The organism is Paracoccus salipaludis (assembly GCF_002287065.1).
GTDB classification, from domain to species: domain Bacteria; phylum Pseudomonadota; class Alphaproteobacteria; order Rhodobacterales; family Rhodobacteraceae; genus Paracoccus; species Paracoccus salipaludis.
Genome location: NZ_NSJZ01000002.1, coordinates 24512 through 39008, shown reverse-complemented (window position 1 = coordinate 39008; position 14497 = coordinate 24512). Strand labels below are relative to the sequence as shown.

Here is a 14497-nt window from a genome sequence, read left to right as displayed (position 1 = left end):
GACAAGTAGCGGCGCCATTTGGCACAAGCTCGGTGATTCATCGAAGACATGCTTGCCGCGTCTGCGGGAGCTTCATGATGTTTGTTAGCGAAGCCTGCTGCCTCAGGAACAAATCGGCCTGAAGTGCAGTTCCTCCGGCGCCTCGGCGGCCGCTGCACCGGAAGACGCAGGCCCTTCAGAACCTATGCAACCTTGGAGTTCGCGATGTTCTACACCGACAACAAGCTGCAATACCCCGTTCGCGTCGATAGCCCCAATCCCGTCTTCGCACGCGCCCTGCAACAGGCCATCGGCGGCGTCGAGGGCGAGATCCGCGTGGCCATGCAGTATTTCTTCCAGGCCTGCGGGGCCCGCGGCAATCCCAAGTTCCGCGACCTGCTGATGAACACGGCGGCCGAGGAACTGGGCCATATCGAGATGCTGGCCACCGCCGTCGCCATGAACCTGGAAGGCGCGCCGTTGTCGATGAAAGAGGAAATGGCCGCCAGCGACCGCGCGGTGGGCGCGATCATGGGGGGCATGAACCTCAAGAACCTTTTGTCCTCGGGGCTGTCGGCGATGCCGGTGGACAGCGACGGCGTGCCTTTCGACATGTCCCACATCTATGCCAGCGGCAACATCGCCGCCGACATGACCGCCAATGTCGCGGCCGAGTCGACCGGCCGGACGCTGGCCGTGCGGCTTTACAACATGACCGACGACGCAGGCATGAAGGACATGCTGTCCTACCTGATCGCGCGCGACACCATGCACCAGAACCAGTGGCTGGCCGCGCTCGAGGAACTGGGCGGCATGACCGGCGCCTTCCCGATTCCCAACAGCTTCCCGCAGGACCAGGAAAAGACCGACTTCAGCTATGCCTATCTGGGCTTCCAGGCGGATGGCAGCGAGCCGGTGGCCGGTCGGTGGTCCGATGGCCAGTCCATCGATGGCAAAGGCGAGTTCACGGCGCAGCCAATGCAGCCTTTGGGGGAAAAGCCTGACCTCGGGGCAGCGCGGCCTCAGAGCGGCGCACAGTCCGAACAGATTGGAGAGCAGTAATGGAACGGCGTGCCTTGTTGGGCGGATTGGCGCTGGCGACCGTTGCTCCGGTTGGGGCATTGGCCCGCCCCGCCATGCCCGCGGGACTGGAAGTGCTGACGACGCATCTGGCGAACGCGGACCGGTTCGAACACCGTCCCAAGGTCGGGCAGCGTCTGGTCCTCCGGCGCGATCCCAGCCGTGCCTTTGATCCCGCCGCCGTCGCGGTCGAAACCGAAGAAGGCCAAAGAGTGGGGTATCTGCCGCCAGCCCAGGCCGGCGTCCTGTCGCGGTTGATGGATCATGGCGCGTCGGCCTCGGCCCAATTGTCCGATACGGGCAAGCTGCAGGTGTTCCTGCACTTGGCGTGATGTGTCAAAGGCAGAACCGCTGAAATCCTGCTGCGAACCTGCGACAGGCGGAGGAGCGTCGTAACCAGTCGCTCCGATCCGCTTGGAAAGCTGTCGGCCCATTCTGCGTGAATACCGCTGTTGTGTCAGGCGTTGTGCATGCACAGCGAACGGCTGCTTTTTCCCCGCAAAACTGACCCCGACCAGCGAACCCATGAGGTCGTCCCGGTCCTGAAGCCGCAGCCCCTCACCCCAACGCATACCCCGTTCCCCGCACCGTCCGCACCGGGTTGTTCCCCCCGTTCGCCATCAGCGCCTTCCGCAGCCGTCCCACATGGACGTCGATCGTGCGGCTGTCCACGTAGATGTCGCGGCCCCAGACGCGGTCGAGCAGCTGCTCGCGGGTCCAGACGCGGCCGGGGCGTTCCATCAGGGTGGACAGCAGGCGGAACTCGGTCGGGCCGAGGTGAAGCGCCTGCCCCCCGCGGAAGACGCGGTGCTCGCCGGAATCGAGCAGGATGTCCTCGAAGCTGAGGCGCTCGCCCATGGTCGTGGGACGGGTGCGGCGCAACTGGGTGCGGACGCGGGCCATCAGTTCGACCACGGAATAGGGCTTGACCACGTAGTCGTCGGCGCCGGTTTCCAGGCCCCGCACCCGGTCGCCCTCGTCCGAGCGGGCCGACAGCATGATGATGGGGATGTGGCGCGTGTCGGGGTCTGCCTTGACGCGGCGGCAGATCTCGATCCCCGACACGTTCGGCAGCATCCAGTCCAGCACCATCAGGTCTGGCGCCTCCTCGGCCACCAGCAGCATCGCCTCGTCGCCGGTTTCGGCAGCGACGACGCGGAAGCCCTCGGATTCAAGGTTGTAGGTCAGGACCTCGCGCTGTGCGCCCTCGTCCTCGACCAGGAGAACGCAAGGTTGCTGGACGGTCATGGCGGGCTCCTTCCTGCGTCAGGGGGCGGGTTCAGCCGCCCGGAACGGGGTCGACGGACAGGACGCTGTTGCCCTTGGGCCGGGGGTCGTCGGGCAGCTCTCCGGTGACGACATACAGAACCTGCTCGGCGATCGAGGTCGCGTGGTCGCCCATCCGCTCGATGTTCTTGGCGATGAAATGCAGGTGCATACAGGCGGAAATGTTGCGCGGGTCCTCCATCATGTGGGTCAGGAACTCGCGGAACATGGCGTTGTACATCTGGTCCACTTCCAGGTCGCGGGCGCGCACGTCGGCGGCCAGCGCCGCATCCCGCTGGACATAGCTGTCCAGCGCGTCGCGCAGCATCCCTTCCACCGTCGTGGCCATGCGGCGCAGGGCCAGGCCGGTGCCGGGGATCACCACCATCTGCGACAGCTGGTGGGTGCGCTTGGCGATGTTCTTGGCATAATCGCCCACCCGCTCCAGCGCGGCCGCGATCTTGATGACCGACAGCACAAGCCGCAGGTCGGTCGCGGTGGGCGCGCGCAGGGCGATCAGGCGCGCGGCGGATTCGTTGACATGCGCCTCGAGCTCGTCGATGGCGCGGTCGCGGCGGCGGACCTCCTCGGCCAGTTCCTCGTCGCGGGTTTCCAGCGCCCGCGCGGCTTCCTCGATGGCCGCCTCGACCATGCCGCCCATGCGGATCACCTCGGCCTGGATGCTTTCCAGGTCGCGGTCGAAGGCGGAAAGGATGTGCTTGTCCCGGTTCATGCCATTCCCCTCAGCCGATGCGGCCGCTGATGTAGCTTTCCGTCCGCGGATCGCGCGGCCGGGTGAAGATGTCGTCGGTGTCGCCGTATTCCACCAGGTTCCCCAGGTGGAAGAAGGCGGTCTTCTGGCTGACCCGCGCGGCCTGCTGCATCGAGTGCGTGACGATCACGACCGAGAAGGTCGCGCGCAGCTCGTCGATCAGCTCCTCGACCTGGGCGGTGGCGATGGGATCAAGCGCCGAGCAGGGCTCGTCCATCAGCAGGACCTCGGGGGCGGTGGCGACGGCCCGCGCGATGCACAGCCGCTGCTGCTGGCCGCCCGACAGCCCGGTGCCGGTCTCGTGCAGCCGGTCCTTGACCTCGTTCCAGAGCGCCGCGCCGCGAAGGGCCTTTTCCACGATCTCGTCCAGTTCCGCCCGGTTGCGGGCAAGGCCGTGGATGCGGGGGCCGTAGGCCACGTTGTCGTAGATCGACTTGGGGAAGGGGTTCGGCTTCTGGAACACCATGCCCACGCGGGCGCGCAGCTGCACCGGGTCCACGCGGCGGTCATAGATGTTCTCGCCGTCCAGCAGCATCTGACCCTCGACGCGGGCGATGCCAATGGTGTCGTTCATGCGGTTCAGGCAGCGCAGGAAGGTGGACTTGCCGCAGCCCGAGGGGCCGATGAAGGCCGTCACCGTCTTGTCCAGCAGGTCGACGCTGACGTCCTTGATGGCGTGTTTCTCGCCATACCAGACCTGCACGTCCCTGCACTGGAACTTGATGTCCCGGGCGTCTGTGTCCACCGCTCGCTCCGCCAATCTCACGTCGTCCATGATGTGGTTCCTTTCCCGGGAATTACCACCGCCGCTCGAACTTGCGACGCAGGTAGATGGCCAGAAGGTTCATCGCCAGAAGGAAGGCCAGCAGCACGATGATCGCGCCCGAGGCGCGCTCGAAGAACGCGGGGTCCGCGCGCTGGGTCCAGTTGTAGACCTGCACCGGCAGGGCCGAGGCGGGGTCCAGGAAGCCCTCGGGCGGCGCCGAAGGGTAGGTCGTGACAAAGGCCACCATGCCGATCAGCAGAAGCGGCGCGGTCTCGCCCAGCGCGTGCGCCAGCCCCAGGATCGTCCCGGTCAGGATCCCGGGCATCGCCAGCGGCAGGACATGGTGGAACATCGTCTGCATCCGCGAGGCCCCCACCCCCAGCGCGGCGTCGCGGATCGAGGGCGGCACCGCCTTCAGCGCGGCGCGGGTCGAGATGATGATCGTGGGAAGCGTCAAAAGCGTCAGCACCAGCCCGCCGACGATCGGCGCCGAGCGCGGCAGGCCCACGAAGTTGACGAAGACGGCCAGGCCCAGGATGCCGAAGACGATCGAGGGCACGGCGGCGAGGTTCGAGATGTTGACCTCGATCGCGTCGGTCAGCCGGTTCTTCGGCGCGAATTCCTCGAGATAGATCGAGGCCGCGACGCCGATGGGCAGCGACAACACCAGCACGATCAGCATCATGTAGAGCGACCCCAGGATCGCCACCCCCAGGCCCGCCGCCTCGGGGCGGTTGTCCGAGCTGTCGGTCGAGGTCACGAAGTCCCAGTTGAACCGGGTCTGCAGGTCGCCCTGCTTCTCCATCGCCATAGCCAGTTCGTATTGCGCGACCGAGGTCTTTGCGTCGCGAGCGGCCGAGTCGCGGCTGACCCGGCCCTTGAACATCCCGTCCACGCGCGACGAGGTCATGACGGGCGCCTCGATCACGGTGCCGACCAGCGCGGGATCGGCCAGCACCGCGTTGCGCAGGTCGGCGCGTCCCTGGGCCGAGAAGAAGGTGGACAGGTCGCGCTCGGACAGGCCCTCGATCTGGATGCCGTTCTCTTCGACATAGGCGGCCAGCGCGTTGTCCAGCAGCTTGCCGTAGCCCATCGTCAGGACCTTCTGCATCTCGGCGGGGTCGCGGTTGCCGGCGGGGTCCACCACCTGCGCCTCGATGGCGACCGGGATGCGGGCATAGGTCTGGAAGAACGCGCTGGAGCCGTCGCGGAAGATCGTGAACAGCAGGAACACCAGCGCCGCTATCGCCAATCCGATGGCAACGACGCCATAAGCGCGGAAGCGCCGCTCGGCCGCGTTGCGCCGCTTGGTGCGCGCGTCCTCGATCAGCAGTGATCGGCGCACGGGGGCGGCCGGGCTGGCGGGATGGGGCCGCGGCGTGGTCGCGTCGGTCATTCGTACTGTTCCCGGTATTTGCGCACGATATAAAGGGCCAGGATGTTCAGTCCCAGCGTCATGACGAACAGCGTCAGGCCCAGGGCGAAGGCCACCAGCGTTTCCGGGCTGGCGAAGTCGTTGTCGCCGGTCAGCTGGCCCACGATCTTGACGGTGATCGTGGTCATCGCCTCGAAGGGGTTGGGGCTGATCTTGGCCATGGCGCCTGCGCCAAGGACGACGATCATCGTCTCGCCGATGGCGCGGGACGCCGCCAGCAGGATCGCCCCCACGATGCCCGGCAGGGCCGCGGGCAGCACCACCTGGCGGATCGTTTCCGAATGGGTCGAGCCCATCGCGAGGCTGCCGTCACGCAGCGACTGGGGCACGGCGTTGATGATGTCGTCCGACAGCGAGCTGACAAAGGGGATCAGCATCATCCCCATGACCACGCCCGCCGTCATCACGGACGAGCCGCCCGATCCCAGGCCCAGCGGCTGGGCGATCCAGTCCCGCAGCAGGGGGCCGACCGTCACCAGCGCGAACAGCCCGTAGACGATGGTGGGGATGCCGGCCAGCACCTCGATCGCCGGCTTCACGACCGAGCGGACGCGCGGGCTGGCGTAGTCGGACATGTAGATCGCCGCGTAAAGCCCGATCGGCACCGCCACCAGCAGCGCGATCAGCGAGATGTACAGCGTGCCCCACAGCAGCGGCAGCATCCCCAGCTTCGACCCGCCGCCGAAGCTGGGCGTCCATTCGGTGCCGAAGAAGAAGTCCTGCCAGGGATACATCTGGAAGAAGCGCGCCGATTCGAAGACCAGCGACAGCACGATCGCCAGGGTCGTCGCGATGGCGATCAGCGCGCAGACGACGAGGACGCCGCGGATCACCCGCTCGACCGAGTTGCGGGCGCGGAACTGGGGCGTGGTGCGCGACAGCGACAGACCGAGGCCCGCCAGCGCCAGGACCAGCGCCGCCGGCGCCACCCAGCCCGGCGCATGGAACAGGCGCGCCCCGGCCAGCAGCAGCAGGGCCGGCAGGGCGGTGAACAGCGCGACGTTCCAGCCGTGATACCCGGGCCGCGAGTGCAGCGCCCTGGTATCGCCGCCGGCGAGACGGATCGAGCGGCTGCGGCCCAGCAGATACCCCAGCACGGCCAGGGCAAGGGTGGCGATCATGATCCAGAAGGGCGACATCAAACCTCGCACAAGGGGGGAACCGGCTCAGGTCATCACGACACCGGCAAAGCCGCAAGCGGGCGGGCCGACATCGGCCCGCCCACCGGTGGCGGGCCGGGCTCAGTTGGCGCCCAGCACCGTTTCGGCGGAAACCACCTGCTGGACATTGGCCAGTTCAGGGTCGGGAACCAGGCCGTATTCGGCCAGCGGGCCGCCGGAGCCGGCGATGGCATCGGTCACGAAGAACTCGGCGTATTCCTTGAGGCCGGGAATGGTGCCGATGTGGTCCTTCTTGACGTAGAAGAACAGCGGCCGCGACACGGGATATTCGCCCGAGGCGACCGTTTCCACCGAGGGCGCCACGCCGTTGATGGTGGCGACCTTCAGCTTGTCGGTGTTGTTCTCGTAGAAGGACAGGCCGAAGACGCCGAGGCCGCCGGGGTTGCTGCCGATGCGGGCCAGCGTTTCCGTGTAGTCGCCGTCGATATCGACCGAGCGCCCGTCGGTGCGCATCGCGACGCAGGCCTCGTCGGCCTTGTCCTCGTCCGTCAGGCCGACCAGCGCCTCGTGCGCGCCCGACGCCTCGCAGCCCGCGGCCATGACCTTCTCCTCGAAGACCTCGCGGGTGCCGTGCTTGGTGCCGGGGACATAGGCGGTGATCTCCTGCGCGGGCAGCGCGGGGTTCACGTCGGCCCAGGTGGCGGCGGTGTTGGGGACCAGCTTGCCGTCCACCACGACCTGCGCCGCCAGCGCGCGATAAACGTCCTGCGGGGTCAGGGCGAAGTCCGGCCCGTCGATCGACGAGGCGAAGACGATCCCGTCATAGCCGAACTGCACTTCCATGATGTTGTTCACGCCGTTGGCGCGGCATTCGGCCAGTTCGGCGTCCTTGATCTTGCGCGAGGCATTGGCGACGTCGATGGTGTTCTCGCCCACGCCCGCGCAGAACTGCTTGAGGCCCGCGCCGGTGCCGCCGCCCTCGACCACCGGGGCGGTGAAGTCCATGTTCTCGGCAAAGGCTTCGGCCACGATGGTGGCATAGGGCAGGACGGTGGACGAGCCTGCGACCTGGATCTGGTCGCGCGCGGCCGCCGCCGTGGCCGAGACGGCCAGCATGGCAAGCGCCGAGGCGGAGAATTTCATCATGTTCATGGGGCAGCTCCTGCGGTGTGGGCCCTGACGGCCTGCGTCCCGTTAGATCGGCTTTGTGTCAACCATGTGACAGAAACGAGTCGGACCCGCAGCCGCAGCGTCATCCGCCGGCCCAGGGGCGAAAGATCGAAAAAGGGGACCGGCATGGCCGATCCCCTGGGCATTCCGCGGTCCCCATCCGGGACGCGGCCCGTCAATGGCTCATGCTGAGGCGCTCGATCTCCTCTTTCAGCCGCAGCTTTTCCTTTTTCATCGCCGCGATGCTGAGGTCGTCCGTACCCGGAGCGCGTTGCGCGCGTTCGACTTGTTCCGAGAGATTCTGGTGCTTCCTGCGCAGTTCCGCAACGTGCGACTGAACCGTCATTCCGAATACTCCTTCTCTGGTGTCGAGAAGGGCAGTGCAGCATGATTCGCCGGCGCTGTCACCCCGATCCTGAAGCTTTGACGTTCAGGGCGGCCCCGTGTCGCAGGACTGCCTGCGCGGCGGGCGTCAGGTCCTCGCCGTCGCGTTCATGCGCTTGGCCTTCGTGCAGCACAAAGGGCGCGAGAAGCCGCAGCGGGCCCCGCGCGCCCTTGCGCGCCGCGACGATCACCCGGCCCGCGTCCCGGCCCCGGCGCGCCGCGACGGGCAGGACCGACGTGGACCCCGCGCGGCCCTGCAGCGCCGAAAGGATGCGGTCCAGCGCCTCGGCACGGTGGATCAGCGCCAGCCACCCGCCCGGCCGCAGCCGGCGGAGCCCGGCGTCGATCCAGGCGTCGAGGGGGGTTTCCTCGTGCCGGGCCTCGGCGCGGCTGCCGTCGGGCGCGCGGGTGCCGGGGCCGAAAAACGGAGGGTTGGCGATGACATGGTCGAATGTCTCGGCCCGCAGGGCGGGGGGCATGGCCGAAAGGTCGCCCGTGACGATGCGGGCCGCGATGCCGGTCGCCTCGGCATTGTGCCGCGCGAGTTCGGCCATGCCGGGCTGGCGTTCCAGGCCCGTCAGGTCGAGCCCCGGCACCCGCGCGCCCAGGCAGAACAGCGCGACCCCTGCCCCGCAGCCAAGTTCCAGCACGCGCTCGCCCGCCCGCGCGGGGCAGGCGGCGGCCAGCATCACGGCGTCGGCGCCCGCGCGATAGCCGCGCGCGGGCTGGCGCAGGACCAGCCGTCCGCCCAGGAAGGCATCGTCGCGCGTCATCCGATCCCGTGGTCGCGCAGGATGGCCGTGGCCATGAAGTGATGGCGGTCGGCCACCATCAGGCGGCGGGGCAGGATGCCGATGGACCCTTCCAGCACGCTCATGTGCTGGTCGAACTGGAACGCCGGGATTCCCTCGGCGGCCAGCACGCCCTCGGCGCGGGTGATGGTCAGCGGATCGGTGGTGCGCAGGACTTCCTTCATCCGCGCCACGCTAGGGCGCGGTTGCCTTGCTGTCCACGCCGTGGCATGGGGCGCGGCGAAAGGGGTGCTCTCATGGGTGTGAACGAAACCGTGGCGAAACCGCTGGACCGACTGGCCGCGCTTCTGGCCGAGGACATGGGGGCGGTGGATGCCCTGATCCGCACCCGGATGGAAAGCCGCCACGCCCCCCGCATCCCCGAGGTTACCGCGCATCTGGTCGAGGCCGGGGGCAAGCGCCTGCGGCCCCTTCTGACCATCGCCGCCGCCCGGCTGCTGGGGTACCGGGGCGCGCATCACCAGCTGCTCGCCGCGACGGTCGAGTTCATCCACACCGCGACCCTGCTGCATGACGACGTTGTGGACGAAAGCCGCCAGCGCCGGGGCCGCCCGTCCGCGAATCTTCTTTGGGACAACAAGTCCAGCGTGCTGGTCGGCGACTACCTGTTCGCCCGCAGCTTCCAGCTGATGACCGAAACCGGCAACATGCGCGTGATGGGGATCCTGTCCAACGCCTCGGCCGTGATCGCCGAGGGCGAGGTGCTGCAGCTGACCGCCGCCCAGGACCTGAGGACGACCGAGGAGATCTACCTGCAGGTCGTCCGCGGCAAGACCGCCGCGCTGTTTTCGGCCGCGACCGAGGTCGGCGGGGTGATCGCGGGCGGCACCGACGTGCAGGTGCGCGCGCTTTACGATTACGGCGATGCGCTGGGGATCGCCTTCCAGATCGTGGACGACATCCTCGACTACAGCGGGGCGACCGAGACCATCGGCAAGAACGTCGGCGACGATTTCCGCGAGCGCAAGCTGACCCTGCCGGTCATCAAGGCGGTGGCGCGGGCCGATGCCGATGAGCGCGCCTTCTGGCAGCGCACCATCGAGAAGGGCGACCAGCAGGAGGGCGACCTCGACCGGGCGATGGCGATCCTGGGCCGCCATGGCACCATCGACGCGGCGCGGGCGGATGCGCTGGCCTGGGCTGCGCGCGGCCGGTCGGCGCTGGCCTCCCTGCCCGAGGGCGAGATCCGGGAGCTTCTGGCGGAGCTTGCCGATTTCGTCGTGGCACGGGTCGCCTGAGGCCCGGCCGGGGCGCTGTCCCCGGGACACTTCAGCGAAGAAGAACGCGCATGCAAAAGGCCCGGCGGATTTGCCGGGCCTTGCCATCTTGCGGGGAAGGCTCAGTTGTAGGCGTTCTCGCCATGGGTGGTGAGGTCGAGGCCCTGGCGCTCGTCCGTCGCGCCGACCCGCAGGCCGATGGTCATCCGCACGAGATGGATCGCCAGGAACGAGACGACGCCCGACCAGATCACGCAGATCACCGCCCCCAATGCCTGCACGTAGACCTGGTGGCCCATGTCGAAGGCGCCCGGTCCGCCCGCGGCATAGTCGTAGATCCCGGCCCCGCCCAGCGAGGGCGCGGCGAAGACGCCCGTCAGGACGGCGCCGACGATGCCGCCCACGCCGTGGATGCCGAAGACGTCCAGGCTGTCGTCGATGCCGATCCTCGATTTCAGCGAGACCACCACCCAGAAGCAGATCAGCCCTGCCGCAAGCCCGATGGCGATGGCGCCCATGGGCCCGACGAAGCCCGCCGCAGGCGTCACGCCGACCAGCCCCGCGATGGCGCCCGAGACCCCTCCCAGTAGCGAGGGGTGGCCGCGGGTCGCCCATTCGCCGAAGGCCCAGGCCAGCGCCGCCGCGGCCGTGGCAACCGCCGTGTTGATGATGGCCAGCGCCGTCAGCCCGTTCGCTTCCAGGTTGGAGCCCGCGTTGAAGCCGAACCAGCCGATCCACAGCAGGCAGCCGCCCAGCATGGTCATGGTCAGGTTGTGGGGCGCCATCGGCTCGCGGCCGTAGCCAAGCCGGGGGCCGGCGACCATGGCGGCGACAAGACCCGCGACGCCCGCGTTGATGTGGATGACGGTGCCGCCCGCGAAGTCCAGCGCGCCATGGGCGAACAGATAGCCCGAAGGCGCGTCATAGGCCGAGGGGCCGCCCCACCACCAGACCATGTGGGCCATCGGCAGATAGGAAAGGAAGAACCAGATCACCACAAAGGCGAGGATCGCGGCGAACTTCATCCGTTCGGCCGTGGCGCCCACGATCAGCGCAGGCGCGATGCAGGCGAAGGCCATCTGGAAGACGACAAAGGCATATTCGGGGATGAAGACGCCCGCCGAGAAGGACTCGGCCATCGAGCTCGTGGTGACACCGTTCAGGAACATCTTGGACAGCCCGCCGATGAAGGGGGTCAGCGGCCCCGCGTCCTCGGCGCTGCCCGCGCCGGTGAAGGCCAGCGAATAGCCCACCACGACCCACAGGATCGCCATGACCGAGAAGGTCGCCAGCACCTGCATCAGCACCGACAGCACGTTCCGCGACCTGACCAGCCCGCCGTAGAACAGCGCCAGTCCCGGCAGCGTCATCATCATCACCAGCACCGCCGAGATCATCACCCAGGCGGCGTCGCCCTTGTCCATGACGGGCGCGGGGGCCGCCACCGCCTCGGGCGCCTGCGCAAGCGCCGTCCCGGCCGTCAGCGCCAGAAACGCCCCCGCGGCAAGGGGCAGGGCCATCCTGGCGGCCGCCATCCTTTGACGGCCCGCGGGCCCGTCGCCTGCATGGATCAAGATCTGGCTCATCGGCATGTCCTCGTCGCTTGCCGCGGGCCCTTGCGCCGGCCCGCCCTTCAGCCGGATCACGCGGCAACTGCCCTCGGCACGTCCAGCGGCAGGCGGATTTCGGCCAGCCTGCGGCAGGGATTGCCCGTCCGCGCGGCAGATTTTGCCGAAACTGCGCGATATTCCGGCAGGTCACGTCTGGGTGCGCAGGCTGACGGCGTGTTCTCAAGCGGGCATGGTTGCTATATGTGGGCGGACGAAAAAGGCCGGGAAACGGCCCATTGGACACAGGCATGAAGAAACCCGAAAAGCCCCGGCGCCTTGCCGCCGACAGGCGCTATGCCGCCCCCACCGACGCGGCCCCGCCTTCGGGCGGAGGGCTGCCGCCCCAGCAGGCGCAGCGGCGGGCCGCCGCGGCGCCCCCCCGCAAGCCGCGGCGCGGCAACTTCGTCACGCGCGGCGTGACCGGCGCGGTGTCGCTGACCTGGCGCATCATCTGGGGGTCGTTCTGGCGCACCGGGGCCACGCTGGCGCTGATCCTGGGCCTGACGGTCGCCTATTACTATTCCACGCTGCCCGATCCGCAGGCCCTGTTCGACGGGCGCGCGCGCGGCTCGGTCACGATGCTGGACCGCGAGGGCCGCGTCTTCGCCTGGCGGGGCGAGACCTACAACTCCCTCAGCGCCGAGCAGATCGCGCCGGTGCTGCGCAACGCGGTGGTGGCGACCGAGGACAAGCGCTTCTTCAACCACCTCGGCATCGACCCGCGCGGCATCGCCAGCGCCATCAAGATCAACATGGCCGAGGGCCGTGGCCCGCTGGAAGGCAACGGCGGCTCCACCATCACCCAGCAGGTGTCCAAGCTCCTGTGCCTCGGCGAGGAATTCGACCCCATCAAGTGGAAGTCCGAGGCCGACTACGAGGCCGACTGCCGCAAGTCCTCGCTGTGGCGCAAGATCAAGGAAGTCCCCTACAGCCTCGCGATGGAGGCCAAGTATTCCAAGGCCGACATCCTCAACATCTACATGAACCGCAGCTACCTGGGCGCGGGGGCGCGCGGCTTCGAGGCCGCGGCCCAGCGTTACTTCGGCAAGTCGGCGTCCGAGGTGACCGCCGCCGAGGCCACGATGCTGGCGGGGCTTCTGAAGGCGCCCAGCTACTTCTCGCCCACCTCGAACCTGCAACGCTCGCAGGATCGGGCGGCGGTGATCCTGGGACTGATGCGGGACCAGGGCTATCTTTCCGACGAGGAATATGCCCAGGCCAAGGCCAACCCGGCGGTCCTGTCCAAGGCAGCGGCGGCGCGGGCGGGCGGCTATTTCGCGGACTGGGTGATGGAATCGGGTCCGGGCTTCCTGACCTCGGAAACCACCGAGGACGTGACGATCACCACGACCTTCGACCAGACCGTGCAGCGGCAGGCGGAACGCGCGCTGAAGCGGATCTTCGACGAGAAGGTCAAGGACGGCTCCAAGGCGCAGGCCGCCGTGGTCGTGATGTCGGCTGACGGCGCGGTGCGCGCGATGATCGGCGGACGCGACACGGCGGGCGCGGGCACCTTCAACCGCGCGACCCAGGCCAAGCGGCAGACGGGTTCGGCCTTCAAGCCCTTCGTCTTCGCGGCGGCGCTGGACCAGGGCTATTCGCCCAACGACACGATCCTGGACGCGCCGATCACGATCCACATCAAGGGCTCGAAACCCTGGACGCCCAAGAACTACACCCGCAACCACCTGGGGCAGATCACGCTGACCACGGCGCTGGCCAAGTCGATCAACACCTCGACCATCCGCCTGCAGGAGGCCGTGGGCCGCGACAACGTGCGCCGCGTGGCGCAGGACTTCGGCTTTGCCCATGACATCATGGCCAGCCCCTCGATGGGCCTGGGGGTGTCGGAAACCACGCTGCTGGAAATGACCGGCGCTTATGCGGGCATCCGCAACGGCGGAACCGCCGTGCGTCCCTATGGTCTGGTCGAGCTGCGCATCAAGGGCGACGACAAGCCGCTGATCGGGCAGATCGGCGGGATGGGGCAGCGCGTCATCTCTCCCAAGGCCGCGTCGGAACTGATCTGGATGATGCAGCAGGTCGTGGAAAGCGGCACCGGCGGGCGCGCCAAGCTGCCGGGACGCGAGGTGGCGGGCAAGACGGGCACGACCTCCTCCTATCGCGACGCCTGGTTCATCGGCTTCACCGAGCAGTACGTGACGGGCGTCTGGATGGGCTATGACGACAACACGCCGCTGCAGGGGGTGACGGGCGGCGGCCTGCCCGCCGAGATCTGGCAGGCGGTGATGGCCGAGATCCACGAGGGCCTGCCGCCCCAGCCGCTGGGGGTGATCGCGCCCGACGCGGCGGGCAACATGATCGTCGCCAGCGACATCGTGTCGGCCGATTCGGACGACCCGCTGGCAGCCGCCCTGGCCGAGGCGGTGGCCGCGGCCCAGCCGGTGGACGGCGGCATGGCCGACGTGGCGCAGCCGGGCGGCGCCACGGGGATGCCGATCGACGCGCCCGCCATCGTGGCGGCCTCGCCCGACGGCGCGGCGGACCCGCTTGCCGCCGCACTGGCCGAGGCGATGGGCGAAGCCGCCCCCGCGTCCGAGCCCGCACGCCTCGTGGAACCGGCGCCTTCCGCCCCGCCACCCGCGCCGGTGCCCCAGCCGGTGCCGGTCCGCTCCGGCCCGATCGGGGCGGAACCCGTCCCCCCGCCCGCGCCGCGGACCGAGGGCTCGACCGTCAGCAGTTCGGGCGAGGCCGCGCCCCCTGCCCCCGATCCTGCCGAGGCCGCCATGGCAGAGGCGGCGGCCCCGGCCGATCTTCCGGCGGATGACGTGCTGAACGACGCGCTCAGCCAGGCGCTACAAGGCATCCCGGCCCTGAACTGACCAAAGCAAAAGCCCCGCCGGAGCGGGGCTTTTTCATGGCGC

At 68.6% G+C, this 14497-nt stretch carries 14 protein-coding genes; 4 read left to right on the top strand and 10 right to left on the bottom strand.

Annotated elements, in window-relative coordinates; genetic code table 11:
* Positions 1 to 204 precede the first annotated feature (204 nt).
* Together CK240_RS02830 and CK240_RS02825 are read left to right on the top strand one after the other, a co-directional pair.
* The gene (locus CK240_RS02830; RefSeq protein ID WP_095639222.1) at positions 205 to 1041 is read left to right on the top strand and encodes a manganese catalase family protein; all 837 of its coding nucleotides are present in this window, start codon (positions 205 to 207) and stop codon (positions 1039 to 1041) included.
* Positions 1041 to 1391: an HIRAN domain-containing protein gene (locus CK240_RS02825; protein WP_240517263.1), complete on the top strand. Its 351-nt coding sequence runs from the start codon at positions 1041 to 1043 to the stop codon at positions 1389 to 1391. The genes CK240_RS02830 and CK240_RS02825 overlap by 1 nt, the downstream gene beginning before the upstream one ends.
* Before the next feature lie 226 nt (positions 1392 to 1617).
* On the opposite strand, the gene phoB is transcribed toward CK240_RS02825, so the two are convergent.
* The 9 genes from phoB to CK240_RS02780 all read right to left on the bottom strand — a co-directional run bounded on the left by phoB (position 1618) and on the right by CK240_RS02780 (position 8949).
* Positions 1618 to 2307: a phosphate regulon transcriptional regulator PhoB gene (gene phoB, locus CK240_RS02820; protein ID WP_095638831.1), complete on the bottom strand. Its 690-nt coding sequence runs from the start codon at positions 2305 to 2307 to the stop codon at positions 1618 to 1620.
* A gap of 31 nt (positions 2308 to 2338) precedes the next feature.
* Positions 2339 to 3058: a phosphate signaling complex protein PhoU gene (phoU, locus tag CK240_RS02815; protein WP_095638830.1), complete on the bottom strand. Its 720-nt coding sequence runs from the start codon at positions 3056 to 3058 to the stop codon at positions 2339 to 2341.
* Positions 3059 to 3068: 10 nt separating this feature from the next.
* A complete protein-coding gene (pstB, locus tag CK240_RS02810; RefSeq protein WP_095638829.1) occupies positions 3069 to 3872 on the bottom strand; it encodes a phosphate ABC transporter ATP-binding protein PstB in 804 nt (267 codons plus the stop codon).
* A 22-nt stretch (positions 3873 to 3894) separates the two neighbouring features.
* The gene (gene pstA / locus CK240_RS02805; protein WP_095638828.1) at positions 3895 to 5259 is read right to left on the bottom strand and encodes a phosphate ABC transporter permease PstA; all 1365 of its coding nucleotides are present in this window, start codon (positions 5257 to 5259) and stop codon (positions 3895 to 3897) included.
* Positions 5256 to 6437 carry a phosphate ABC transporter permease subunit PstC gene (gene pstC, locus CK240_RS02800; RefSeq protein WP_095638827.1) on the bottom strand — a complete coding sequence of 394 codons (1182 nt, stop codon included), beginning with the start codon at positions 6435 to 6437 and terminating at the stop codon, positions 5256 to 5258. Before pstC ends, pstA begins: the two co-directional genes overlap by 4 nt.
* A 102-nt stretch (positions 6438 to 6539) precedes the next feature.
* Positions 6540 to 7571: a PstS family phosphate ABC transporter substrate-binding protein gene (locus tag CK240_RS02795; protein ID WP_095638826.1), complete on the bottom strand. Its 1032-nt coding sequence runs from the start codon at positions 7569 to 7571 to the stop codon at positions 6540 to 6542.
* A 193-nt stretch (positions 7572 to 7764) separates the two neighbouring features.
* Positions 7765 to 7935 carry a YdcH family protein gene (locus tag CK240_RS02790; RefSeq protein ID WP_095638825.1) on the bottom strand — a complete coding sequence of 57 codons (171 nt, stop codon included), beginning with the start codon at positions 7933 to 7935 and terminating at the stop codon, positions 7765 to 7767.
* A gap of 58 nt (positions 7936 to 7993) precedes the next feature.
* The gene (locus CK240_RS02785; RefSeq protein ID WP_095638824.1) at positions 7994 to 8746 is read right to left on the bottom strand and encodes a tRNA1(Val) (adenine(37)-N6)-methyltransferase; all 753 of its coding nucleotides are present in this window, start codon (positions 8744 to 8746) and stop codon (positions 7994 to 7996) included.
* Positions 8743 to 8949: a putative signal transducing protein gene (locus CK240_RS02780; protein ID WP_095638823.1), complete on the bottom strand. Its 207-nt coding sequence runs from the start codon at positions 8947 to 8949 to the stop codon at positions 8743 to 8745. The genes CK240_RS02785 and CK240_RS02780 overlap by 4 nt, the downstream gene beginning before the upstream one ends.
* A gap of 72 nt (positions 8950 to 9021) precedes the next feature.
* On the opposite strand from CK240_RS02780, the gene CK240_RS02775 reads away from it, so the two are divergent.
* Entirely contained in the window at positions 9022 to 10023 is a 1002-nt protein-coding gene (locus CK240_RS02775) for a polyprenyl synthetase family protein (RefSeq protein WP_095638822.1), read from the top strand.
* Between the two features lie 101 nt (positions 10024 to 10124).
* Here CK240_RS02775 and CK240_RS02770 read toward each other — a convergent pair whose 3' ends face one another.
* Positions 10125 to 11537 (bottom strand): ammonium transporter, encoded by a 1413-nt coding sequence (locus tag CK240_RS02770; protein ID WP_420818604.1) that lies wholly within the window; start codon positions 11535 to 11537, stop codon positions 10125 to 10127.
* A 323-nt stretch (positions 11538 to 11860) separates the two neighbouring features.
* Here CK240_RS02770 and CK240_RS02765 point away from each other — a divergent pair, with 323 nt between their 5' ends.
* Entirely contained in the window at positions 11861 to 14455 is a 2595-nt protein-coding gene (locus tag CK240_RS02765; RefSeq protein ID WP_095638821.1) for a transglycosylase domain-containing protein, read from the top strand.
* Positions 14456 to 14497 lie beyond the last annotated feature (42 nt).

What these genes read in the sequence shown, in the direction of transcription:
- CK240_RS02830 (WP_095639222.1), top strand. Translation starts at nt 205, where the DNA reads ATGTTCTACACCGACAACAAGCTGCAATACCCCGTTCGCGTCGATAGC.
- CK240_RS02825 (WP_240517263.1), top strand. Translation starts at nt 1,041, where the DNA reads ATGGAACGGCGTGCCTTGTTGGGCGGATTGGCGCTGGCGACCGTTGCT.
- phoB (WP_095638831.1), bottom strand. Translation starts at nt 2,307, where the DNA reads ATGACCGTCCAGCAACCTTGCGTTCTCCTGGTCGAGGACGAGGGCGCA.
- phoU (WP_095638830.1), bottom strand. Translation starts at nt 3,058, where the DNA reads ATGAACCGGGACAAGCACATCCTTTCCGCCTTCGACCGCGACCTGGAA.
- pstB (WP_095638829.1), bottom strand. Translation starts at nt 3,872, where the DNA reads ATGGACGACGTGAGATTGGCGGAGCGAGCGGTGGACACAGACGCCCGG.
- pstA (WP_095638828.1), bottom strand. Translation starts at nt 5,259, where the DNA reads ATGACCGACGCGACCACGCCGCGGCCCCATCCCGCCAGCCCGGCCGCC.
- pstC (WP_095638827.1), bottom strand. Translation starts at nt 6,437, where the DNA reads ATGTCGCCCTTCTGGATCATGATCGCCACCCTTGCCCTGGCCGTGCTG.
- CK240_RS02795 (WP_095638826.1), bottom strand. Translation starts at nt 7,571, where the DNA reads ATGAACATGATGAAATTCTCCGCCTCGGCGCTTGCCATGCTGGCCGTC.
- CK240_RS02790 (WP_095638825.1), bottom strand. Translation starts at nt 7,935, where the DNA reads ATGACGGTTCAGTCGCACGTTGCGGAACTGCGCAGGAAGCACCAGAAT.
- CK240_RS02785 (WP_095638824.1), bottom strand. Translation starts at nt 8,746, where the DNA reads ATGACGCGCGACGATGCCTTCCTGGGCGGACGGCTGGTCCTGCGCCAG.
- CK240_RS02780 (WP_095638823.1), bottom strand. Translation starts at nt 8,949, where the DNA reads ATGAAGGAAGTCCTGCGCACCACCGATCCGCTGACCATCACCCGCGCC.
- CK240_RS02775 (WP_095638822.1), top strand. Translation starts at nt 9,022, where the DNA reads ATGGGTGTGAACGAAACCGTGGCGAAACCGCTGGACCGACTGGCCGCG.
- CK240_RS02770 (WP_420818604.1), bottom strand. Translation starts at nt 11,537, where the DNA reads ATGGCGGCCGCCAGGATGGCCCTGCCCCTTGCCGCGGGGGCGTTTCTG.
- CK240_RS02765 (WP_095638821.1), top strand. Translation starts at nt 11,861, where the DNA reads ATGAAGAAACCCGAAAAGCCCCGGCGCCTTGCCGCCGACAGGCGCTAT.